The sequence below is a fragment of the Oleiphilus sp. HI0132 genome (assembly GCF_001635845.1).
Genome location: NZ_LWGJ01000781.1, coordinates 1 through 9740, shown reverse-complemented (window position 1 = coordinate 9740; position 9740 = coordinate 1). Strand labels below are relative to the sequence as shown.

The following is a 9740-nucleotide window of genomic DNA, read 5'->3' as shown; positions in this document are numbered from 1 at the left end:
TTACCGGACTCCCTAGGAACACACCACCAACGAAACCTCTACAAATTAAAATGTACCTGAGAAGCTTAAACAGCGGAGCGGAACAGTTGGAAACCGTGCCACCTACCTTAATAATTTAAACGGAGGAATGCTCGATAAGAAACGAGCATTCCCTGCAGAATATTGAGCCCTAAACCTTAAGAGCCAAAAAACATTTAACGCTTAGCTAAACGGAGAGGTGAACTGGCGACTTTTTTGAGTGTTTTTCAAAAAAGGTGTCAGTTTGCCGAGTCCGTTTGAGCGCATTGTTATGTACTTAATTTTGATATTAGTTTTTTAAAAAGATCACCATAAAGAAATATGAAGCCAGCCAACAATATACATACTGCGAAAATAAATTTGTTGTGCACACTATTAACATATTGATAATCATATTTTTTTAACATTACACCATTAACACTTACCTGTTTTACCTTTAGGCCAAACAGTAAAGTATCCGCAAACCAAACCTTTACGTCAGCTCCCTGGGTAACCATATTCCGCTTTTGGGGTTTCAAGCGTAATCGATATTGCTCTTTTGACCCCGCTAAATTTAAATAGGTTTTATACCCGCGATATTTTACGTGTTTGAAACTTTCAATTACGCCTGCTGTAACTTCGTATTCATTTATTTTTTTTGCAGGGTCATCGAGTATTGATATTGTAAGCCCAATAATCACAGCAGCAGCTAGAGCCGAATATATAAATTTAAACAGTGCTTTAAAAGTTGCCATAACTTCGTTCTGAAACATAACATTTGAATCTACGACATAAGGTCGTATATCCATTTGTCGTATATCCTTTTTTAAAAAAATTCTATATCACACGAATCCTACATCATTTCTGGAGTCCGATGAAGTCCAAAGTTTTTGCAATTTACAAAGTGCGACTCGTGTCGCCTATCCTTTTATTACAAGCCTTCATAATTATTTGTTTTTAAATAGCTTTTACCGTATTTTAACGGTAGCTATAGATATACGACAGGAGGTCGCTTTTCATAGCTATTTTGACTCACTCTTAAACTAAAGGATTAGTTTTATGGATGATATACCACTACCTCTCCCTAAAAAGCCCGTGCGCTTTATTGATCAGTTTCGAGCATTTATTCGTAGTAAACAAATGGCCTATAAGACCGAGAAAACCTATTGCCATTGGGTAATACGTTTTATTCGTTTTCACAACAAAAGGCACCCCAAGGAAATGGGGGCTGTCGAGGTCGATCAGTTTCTGAGTTCTTTAGCGCTCGATCAGAGCGCCGGGGTCAATACGCAGAAGACTGCGCTCAATGCCTTGGTTTTTATGTACCATAAGTTTTTGAAGATTGAGCTAGGTGATCTTGATTTCAAGCTGAGCAACCGGCCGCAAACAATTCCTACGGTATTTAGTCATGCCGAGGCGCTGGCGGTAATAGGTAAGTTAGATGGCGTTTACCTTATGCTAACAAAGCTGATGTATGGGGCTGGCCTTAGGGTCATGGAGGCGGTTCGTTTGCGGGTTCAAGACATCGACTTTGCAAATAACTGCCTAATAGTGCGTGAGTCTAAGGGGCTAAAGTGGCGGCGCACGCTTCTTCCCAAGTCCTTGATTGAGCCCTTAAAAGTTCAAATAGACTATGCACTCGCGCTGCACGCGAAAGATCTTGAAGAGGGCTATGGGGCGGTCTATCTTCCGGGTGCCTTGGCACGTAAGTATCCGAATGCTGCAACAGCCCCTGCATGGCAATACGTGTTTCCGGCGAATTCGCTTTCGAAGGACCCGCGAGCTGGTATTTATCGCCGTCACCATTTAGGTGAGCGTGCGGTTCAACGGAAGATTAAAGAGGCTTTGAAGCTCGCTAACATATATAAAAAGGCTGGCTGCCATACCTTTAGGCACAGTTTTGCTACCAACCTACTACGAGCGGGAACAGACATTAGGGCAATTCAGGAAATGTTGGGGCATTCCAATATTTCAACCACCCAGATCTACACACACGTTGTTGGCATACAGGAGCGAGGTGTCGTAAGTCCGGTCGATATATAACAATGCTAAAAAAGGGGCTTTACGCCCCTTCATTCAAAACCTTAAGAGCAAGGTTTTTACTGGGCCTGGCTCTCTAGGTATTCATCATAGTTACCGTTAAAGTCGACTATGCCATCAGGCGTAATCTCGATAATACGTGTCGCCAAAGATGAAACAAATTCTCTATCGTGAGAAACGAACAGTAGAGTTCCTTCAAACTTTTCTAGCGCCATATTCAAGGATTCAATAGACTCCATGTCCAAGTGGTTAGTCGGCTCATCCATCACAAGAATATTTGGCTTCTGAAGCATGATCTTGCCAAATAGCATCCTGCCCTGCTCTCCACCCGAAATCACTTTGACTGACTTGTTGATATCGTTCTGAGAGAAAAGTAAGCGACCAAGAGTGCCACGAATCACTTGTTCGTCATCACCTTCTTGCCCCCATTCACCCATCCATTCGAATAGATCTTTGTCTTCTTCGAAATCTGAAGCGTGATCCTGAGCGTAGTAACCAATATTGGCATTCTCAGACCACTTTATTGTACCAGCATCATGCTCGATGCTATTTGTAAGGCACTGAAGCATGGTGGTTTTTCCGATACCGTTAGGGCCAATAATCGCGATACGCTCGCCCACTTCAACCATCAGGTTAAGGTCTTTGAAGAGCGTTTCTTCATAGGTCTTGGTCAAGCTTTCAACTTCAAGCGCCATTCGGTGAAGCTTCTTTTCTTGGTTAAAGACGATGAAAGGGTTTTGGCGGCTCGAGGGTTTGATATCATCAAGCTGAATTTTATCAATCTGTTTTGCACGCGAGGTGGCTTGCTTAGATTTAGATGCATTGGCTGAGAAACGAGCGACAAAGGCCTTTAATTCTGAGATCTGTGCTTTCTTCTTCGCATTATCAGACATCTGGCGTTCACGTGCCTGAGTCGATGCAAGCATGTATTCGTCATAGTTGCCCGGATACAGACGTAATTCACCGTAGTCGAGATCAGCCATATGCGTACAAACACTATTTAAGAAGTGTCTATCGTGCGAGATGATAATCATTGTACAGTTACGCTCGTTAAGAACACCTTCTAACCAACGAATGGTGTTAATATCAAGGTTGTTGGTTGGCTCGTCGAGCAGCATAATGTCGGGCTCTGAGAAAAGTGCCTGTGCTAGCAATACTCTAAGCTTCCAACCTGGTGCGACCTCGCTCATTGGGCCGTAATGCTGTTCAACCGGTATACCAACGCCAATCAGTAATTCACCCGCTCTGGATTCTGCACTGTAGCCGTCCATTTCGGCGAATTCAGATTCAAGCTCTCCGGCACGAATACCGTCTTCTTCACTCATTTCAGACTTGGCGTAGATCGCATCACGCTCGGCTTTGATCGCCCATAGCTCTTCGTGGCCCATGATAACGGTATCGACAACACTAAACTCTTCATAAGCAAATTGGTCTTGCTTTAGCTTACCAATTCGTTCGTTCGGATCTTTAGATACGTTACCCGAGGTAGGCTCTAAGTCACCGCCCAATATTTTCATGAAAGTTGACTTACCACAGCCGTTGGCACCAATCAGGCCATAGCGGTTGCCTTCACCAAACTTAACTGAAACGTTCTCAAATAACGGCTTTGCGCCAAACTGCATTGTAATATTCGCGGTAACTAACAAGGTATTGCCTCAAGTTCTGGGTAATGGTTCAGCTATCTATTAAATAGCGGCGCGAATTATGCCACAAAGAAAGCGCTTTCGTTAAACCAAAGCAAAGATTTTTGTATCTTGCTTCGTAAGGGCTTATATCAGGGTGCAATATTCCTCGATCAAAGCTATTATTCGCCCCTTATTTCTGCCGCCCATTCGAGAAAAGTAACTTAGCATGAATGTCTCTTCTATTTCGTCAACGCTTATTCCTTCAGCGCCCGCTGACCATAAACACTGGGGCTCTATTCCTCAAGGTGCAAGCGCTGCGACACTTTACGAGTTACTTAATGAGCTAGAAGGCTTTTGTTTGTATATTGCTAAAGACTCACAACAAGCCTACGCGATGGAAAGTGCGTTTAAGTTCTTTAATGAAGGCAAGCATGAAGTTTATGTTTTCCCTGACTGGGAAACACTTCCCTACGATACCTTCTCACCTCATGAAGATATTATTTCTCAGCGCTTGGAAACTCTCAGCAAGCTTCCTCTTGCTAAGCGCGGCTTACTTATCATCCCGCTTAATACGCTATTGCATCGTTTGCCACCAAAAAGCTTTTTGAACGCGCACACCTTTTCTTTAAAGAATGGGCAGACATTTGAGCTTGAAAAGTACCGCCGTATGCTTGAAGAAGTTGGCTACAGAAATGTTAATACCGTTTATGAGCATGGCGAGTACGCAATACGAGGCTCAATCTTTGACCTTTACCCTATGGGCAGTGAAGAACCCGTTCGTATCGAGTTGTTTGATGATGAGATAGAAAGCCTGCGTACATTCGACCCGGATAACCAGCGTTCAAAAAATAAGATCAAATCGCTAAAGATTTTACCTGCAAACGAATTCCCATGGGACGATAAAAGCCGCATGAGTTTTCGGAACCGCTGGTTAGAGCAGTTCCCAAATGCGGCATCAAACTGTCCTTTATATCGAGATATCAAAGACGGAATCAAACCACACGGCGTTGAATATTACAGCCCGCTGTTTTTTGAAGAGATGACAACACTGTTTGACTATTTACCTGAACAGTCACTTGTCATTACGCCAAGTGACATGCCTGAATTGCTAGATCATGTGTGGAGCGATATTAACGGCCGTTACGAAGATCGAAGGCATGATATCCAGCGCCCTATTCTTCCGCCTAGAAACCTGTTCCTGACAACTGACGAATTATTTTCAGATTTGAAGCAACACCCAAGGCTAACCTTATCCACCGCGAGATTAAGTGAAGGTGCAGGTAAATCAAACTTACCTTTTGATGTACTAGGGCAAGTAGGTGTCGATGACAGAAATACCGATCCACTCAGTGCGCTTAAAACGGCAATAGACGCCTTTGCCGGTAAGACGCTGATCATTGCTGAAACCGCGGGCAGACGTGAAGTACTAAGCGAGTTGTTCACACAGTACGCCTTCGCATTCGAAGACACTCAAAGCTGGCAAAGCTTTCTGCAAACAGACAGCCAGGTACAGTTAGTAACTGGCAGTTTGTCGCACGGCTTTATTTCGCAAGAAGCGTCACTTCAGGTGATTACCGAAACAGAATTATTCGGTCAACGAGTAGTTCAAAGCAGACGCCGTAAGAAATCTAGTGATAATTCTGAAATGATGGTGAAAAACCTGACGGAATTATCCATCGGCGCGCCGGTCGTGCATATTGATAATGGTGTTGGCCGCTACCGTGGTTTAGAAACTATAAAAGTTGGTGATCAGGTCGATGAGTTTTTAATGCTTGAGTATGCCAACGAAGCAAAGTTATATGTTCCTGTGTCCAACCTAAACCTTATTTCTCGATATAGCGGCACTGATGAGTCGCTCGCTCCGTTGCACCGTCTGGGAACTGAAAAGTGGAGTGCAGCAAAGCAAAAAGCCTTAGAGAAAATTCGAGATACGGCCGCAGAATTGCTCGAAGTTTATGCAAAACGTGAAGCACGCTCCGGATTTAAATGTGATAAACCTGGTGAAGCTTACCGCGCCTTCTGCGCCAATTTCCCGTTTGAAGAGACACCCGATCAGCAAGCTGCGATTAAGGCAGTGCTTCGCGATATGACACGCGAACAGCCGATGGACCGGCTCGTCTGCGGAGACGTTGGTTTTGGTAAAACTGAAGTGGCGATGCGTGCCGCATTTGTCGCAACCTACTCGGGTAAGCAGGTCGCAGTGCTCGTTCCTACGACACTTCTTGCGCAGCAGCATTACGAGTCTTTCCAAGATCGATTTGCAGGCACGGCGGTTAAAGTCGATGTGCTATCAAGATTCAACTCTCCAAAAGATCAGGCTAAAGCGCTGGAAGACCTAAAGGCTGGAAAAATAGATATTATTGTCGGTACCCACAAGCTGATTCAAAAAGATGTTAAGTACAAAGACCTTGGTCTTTTGGTTATTGACGAAGAACATCGATTCGGTGTGCAGCAGAAAGAAAAGATTAAGTCTTTCCGCAGCGACGTAGATATTTTAAACCTTACCGCCACGCCAATACCGCGTACTTTAAATATGGCGATGGGCGGCATACGCGATCTATCGATTATCGCCACACCACCTGCTAAGCGTCTGTCAGTAAAAACTTTCGTTCGTGAGCGCGAAGATGCTTTGATCAAAGAGTCTCTCTTGCGTGAGATTCTGCGTGGTGGTCAGGTTTACTACTTATTTAACGATGTTAAAAATATTCATAAAGAAGCTGAGTACTTAACTAAACTGGTACCTGAAGCGCGAGTTGGCATTGCCCACGGTCAAATGCGTGAGCGTGAACTTGAAACCGCGATGTCAGACTTTTATCACCAGCGCTTTAATGTTTTAGTTTGCTCAACCATCATTGAGACCGGCATCGATATTCCTAATGCCAACACCATCATGATAGACCGAGCTGATAAGTTCGGCTTGGCACAGCTACACCAGTTACGTGGACGCGTCGGACGATCACACCACCAGGCTTATGCCTATCTCATGACACCCAGCTCTAAAAAACTTAGTGGCGATGCTGAAAAACGACTTGAAGCAATTGTTGCCTCGCAAGAACTTGGGGCGGGCTTCATGTTGGCAACGCACGACCTAGAGATACGTGGTGCAGGTGAACTATTAGGTGAAGAGCAAAGCGGCCAGATTCAGAATATCGGTTTTACCCTATATATGGACTTGTTAGATCAAGCCGTTAAATCGCTTAAACAAGGAAAAGAGCTCGACCTTGAGAACCCAATGCATGGCACCGAGGTGAACCTGCGTATTCCCGCAATTATTCCTGACGAATATTTACCAGACGTACATATGCGTTTAGTACTCTATAAACGTATTGCTAACGCTGCCGATAAGGACGGCCTAAAAGACATTCAAGTCGAAATGATTGACCGCTTCGGTATGTTACCTGACGCTGTGAAAAACCTAATGCGTCAAACAGAGCTGAAGCTCAAAGCCGATCCTGTTGGCATCGATAAAATCGACGCAGGCGAGACCTCCGGTAGTTTTGAGTTTTCAAAAGACACGAAAGTCGACCCCTTGGCCATCGTTCAGCTAGTGCAAAAGAACCCGATAAAGTACAAGCTAGAAGGCGCCACAAAACTTAAGTTTGAGCTTGAGGCCAAGAACGCAGAAGAGAAATTAAGTGAGATTGAAGCGCTGATTGCGTTATTGAGCAAGGCCCCGACTTAGCCTCAGCTGTAGGCAGAGCCTTCCACGGCTCGCTGGCAGGTTAGCACGAGTCAGGTTCACAGCGAGATATATGCTTACTTAACACACTTCCCCTCTCTAAGCCCCTGAACTTGCTCATCACTATAGCCCAAAGACTTTAATACATCTGAGGTATCTGCCCCCAAAGGTCTCCCTGCTTGCTTTATGCCTTCAGACTTAAATGGCAATGCGCTATTTATTTGTTGAATCTCGTTGCCTGTCTCATCTACAGCGGTGGTAATCATGCCCCGCGCTATGAAGTGAGGGTGCGCTGCAGCCTGGTTGATACTCAATACAGGTTCTACACAAGCATCTAAGTTGCCAAAGACGTCATTCCAGTGAGCTTGGTCTTTTTCGATCACTTTTGCTGCAATTGCTGCCTTGATTTCTGTTTGGGTTTCGGCTCGTTGGTCGGCAATCTTATTCTGGTAAGCTGTCAAACCTAGGGTAGATAGCAAAACCATCGCGAAGTTTGGTTCCAGGCTACCGACCGAAATATACTTGCCATCTGCCGTCTGGTAGTAGTCGTAGAATAAACCACCGTTGAGCATCTCTTCGCCACACGCTGGGTCCTTGCCACTGACTAGCGCGTTGGCGCCGAACATCGTGCTCAGCGCCAAGGCCGCATCACTCATACTGATATCCAGGTGCTGGCCTTTTCCAGTAGAAGCACGTTCAATCACTGCGGCAAGAATCGCCATTACGGCATGATGTGAACCACCTGCAATATCGGCAACCTGTGTTGCAGATAAAGTGGGACCGGTTTCTTTTCTGCCAGAGAAACTGGCTAAGCCCGACAAAGCCAAATAGTTAATATCATGCCCTGCCCGATCTTTTAAGGGCCCTGTTTGACCATAGCCTGTGATCGAGCAATAGATTAATTTAGACTGAAACTTTACCAAGGCCTCATAATCCAGACCTAGACGCGCCATAACACCTGGTCTGAATTGCTCAATCACAATATCAAACTCACTCACCAACTTATGAACGATCTCTTTTGCACTCTCATGCTTTAAATCAACAGCAATCGTTTTCTTATTGCGATTAACGCTGGCGTGCGAGGCAGAAACCTTACCTACCATTGGCGGCAAGAGCTTTAGTAGATCGGGTCGCGTAGGTGACTCTACTCTTACAACCTCTGCGCCCATATCTGCCAACAATTGCGTTGCATAAGGGCCCGGTAATAAGGTGGTAAAGTCGAGAATCTTAATTCCCTTGAGTGGTTGTGACATTACTTACCCCTACTTCCTTTAGACCATCGAGCGGCCGATAATCAACTTCATGATTTCATTTGTACCAGCATAGATCTTCTGAACACGCGCATCTGCGTAAGCGCGCGCAACCGGATACTCCCACATGTAGCCGTAACCACCATGTAGCTGTAAACATTCATCTATCACGTCACACTGAATCTCGGTAGTCAATAATTTAAGCTTCGCTGCGGTCACCACATCTAGTTGCTTATTAATATGCAGCTCTAAGCATTTATCGACAAATACACGCGCCATCGTCAAGGTTGCTGACATTTCGGCAAGCTTAAACTGGGTGTTCTGGAACGATGCTATTTCACGGCCGAAGGCTTTACGCTCTTTAACGTATGCGACTGTTTGCTCAAGAATCGACTCTGCACTAGCGATCGCGTTTAAGCCTACCGATAGCCGCTCTTGTGGTAGCTCCTGCATAAGGTAGATAAAGCCCATGCCTTCAGCACCTAGCACGTTTTCTTTTGGGACTTTTACATCCTGGAAGAATAGCTCTGACGTATCCTGTGCCTTCATACCGATCTTATGAAGATTGGTGCCTTTTTCAAAGCCGGGTGAGTTTGCCTCAACTAACAGAAGGCTCGTACCTTTTGCGCCAGCTTCAGGGTTAGTTTTAGCCACCACGATAATTAAATCTGCTAACTGTCCATTAGTGATAAAGGTCTTAGAACCATTGAGTGTATAGAACTCGCCTGACTCGTCTAACACAGCATTGGTTTTCACACCTTGTAAGTCAGAACCGGTGCCAGGCTCTGTCATGGCAATCGCGGTCACAATTGAACCATCAACACAACCCGGCAGGTACTTTTGCTTTTGCTCTTCGGAACCGTAAGCCATGATGTAAGGCACCGCGATGTCTGAGTGCAAGCCAAAGCCGATACCACTTAAGCCGTAATTAGCAACTTCTTCATCGATCACCGCATTGAAACGAAAGTCACCTTCAACACCGCCGTATGCTTCTGGGACAGTTGGGCTTAAAAAGCCGTGTTCACCAGCCTTCTTCCATAGTTCACGAGATACCTGACCGTCTTTCTCCCATTGCTCGTGGTGAGGCACAGCTTCAGCTTCAAGGAACTTCTTAAACGCATCGCGAAACATTTCTTGTTCAGATTCAAA

Annotated in this window: 6 protein-coding genes; 2 read left to right on the top strand and 4 right to left on the bottom strand. The window is 45.1% G+C overall.

Annotated features, from left to right (window positions below; translation table 11 throughout):
* Window positions 1-287: 287 nt before the first annotated feature.
* Entirely contained in the window at window positions 288-806 is a 519-nt protein-coding gene (locus A3766_RS09185) for a hypothetical protein (protein WP_068642120.1), read from the bottom strand.
* Between the two features lie 250 nt (window positions 807-1056).
* Here A3766_RS09185 and A3766_RS09180 point away from each other — a divergent pair, with 250 nt between their 5' ends.
* Window positions 1057-2040 (top strand): integron integrase, encoded by a 984-nt coding sequence (locus A3766_RS09180; RefSeq protein ID WP_068509422.1) that lies wholly within the window; start codon window positions 1057-1059, stop codon window positions 2038-2040.
* Window positions 2041-2096: 56 nt separating this feature from the next.
* Here A3766_RS09180 and A3766_RS09175 read toward each other — a convergent pair whose 3' ends face one another.
* Entirely contained in the window at window positions 2097-3683 is a 1587-nt protein-coding gene (locus A3766_RS09175; protein WP_082907084.1) for an ABC-F family ATPase, read from the bottom strand.
* Window positions 3684-3888: 205 nt separating this feature from the next.
* On the opposite strand from A3766_RS09175, the gene mfd reads away from it, so the two are divergent.
* On the top strand, window positions 3889-7344 hold the full coding sequence (gene mfd / locus A3766_RS09170; RefSeq protein WP_068509418.1) for a transcription-repair coupling factor: 3456 nt from the start codon (window positions 3889-3891) through the stop codon (window positions 7342-7344).
* A gap of 74 nt (window positions 7345-7418) precedes the next feature.
* Here mfd and A3766_RS09165 read toward each other — a convergent pair whose 3' ends face one another.
* Entirely contained in the window at window positions 7419-8594 is a 1176-nt protein-coding gene (locus A3766_RS09165; RefSeq protein ID WP_068509416.1) for a CaiB/BaiF CoA-transferase family protein, read from the bottom strand.
* 18 nt (window positions 8595-8612) lie between these two features.
* Window positions 8613-9740, bottom strand: a 1128-nt coding sequence (locus A3766_RS09160; RefSeq protein WP_068642118.1) for an acyl-CoA dehydrogenase family protein, incomplete at its 5' end; no start/stop codon positions are given.

Excerpts from the sequence above, each read along its gene's own strand:
- A3766_RS09185 (WP_068642120.1), bottom strand. The coding sequence starts at position 806 with ATGGATATACGACCTTATGTCGTAGATTCAAATGTTATGTTTCAGAAC.
- A3766_RS09180 (WP_068509422.1), top strand. The coding sequence starts at position 1,057 with ATGGATGATATACCACTACCTCTCCCTAAAAAGCCCGTGCGCTTTATT.
- mfd (WP_068509418.1), top strand. The coding sequence starts at position 3,889 with ATGAATGTCTCTTCTATTTCGTCAACGCTTATTCCTTCAGCGCCCGCT.
- A3766_RS09165 (WP_068509416.1), bottom strand. The coding sequence starts at position 8,594 with ATGTCACAACCACTCAAGGGAATTAAGATTCTCGACTTTACCACCTTA.